General features: G+C 57.6%; 1 pseudogene. It reads left to right on the top strand.

Features of this window, described 5'->3' with window-relative positions:
• Positions 1-311 (top strand): annotated as a pseudogene (locus K0F85_RS28410) (sulfoacetaldehyde acetyltransferase); the annotation flags it as partial.

Below are 311 nucleotides of genomic sequence, written 5' to 3'. Positions count from 1 at the left end.
ACGCGCGCCGAGCGCTATGCCACCGTGCAAGCGGAGAAGGCCGCGTGGGAAGAGGAATTGACCAACTGGACGCATGAAAAAGATGCGTACAGCCTGGATATGATCGAAGAGCAAAAGAAAGAGCCGGGCAGCTATCTGCACCCGCGCCAGGTCTTGCGCGAGCTGGAAAAAGCCATGCCGGAAGACGTGATGGTGTCGACCGACATCGGCAACATCAACTCGGTGGCCAATAGTTACTTGCGCTTCGAAAAGCCGCGCAGCTTCTTTGCGGCGATGAGCTTTGGCAACTGCGGCTACGCGTTTCCGACCAT

Source organism: Janthinobacterium sp. UMAB-56 (genome assembly GCF_900095265.1).
Lineage (GTDB): Bacteria > Pseudomonadota > Gammaproteobacteria > Burkholderiales > Burkholderiaceae_D > Janthinobacterium.
This window is presented reverse-complemented; position numbering and strand designations above follow the sequence as displayed.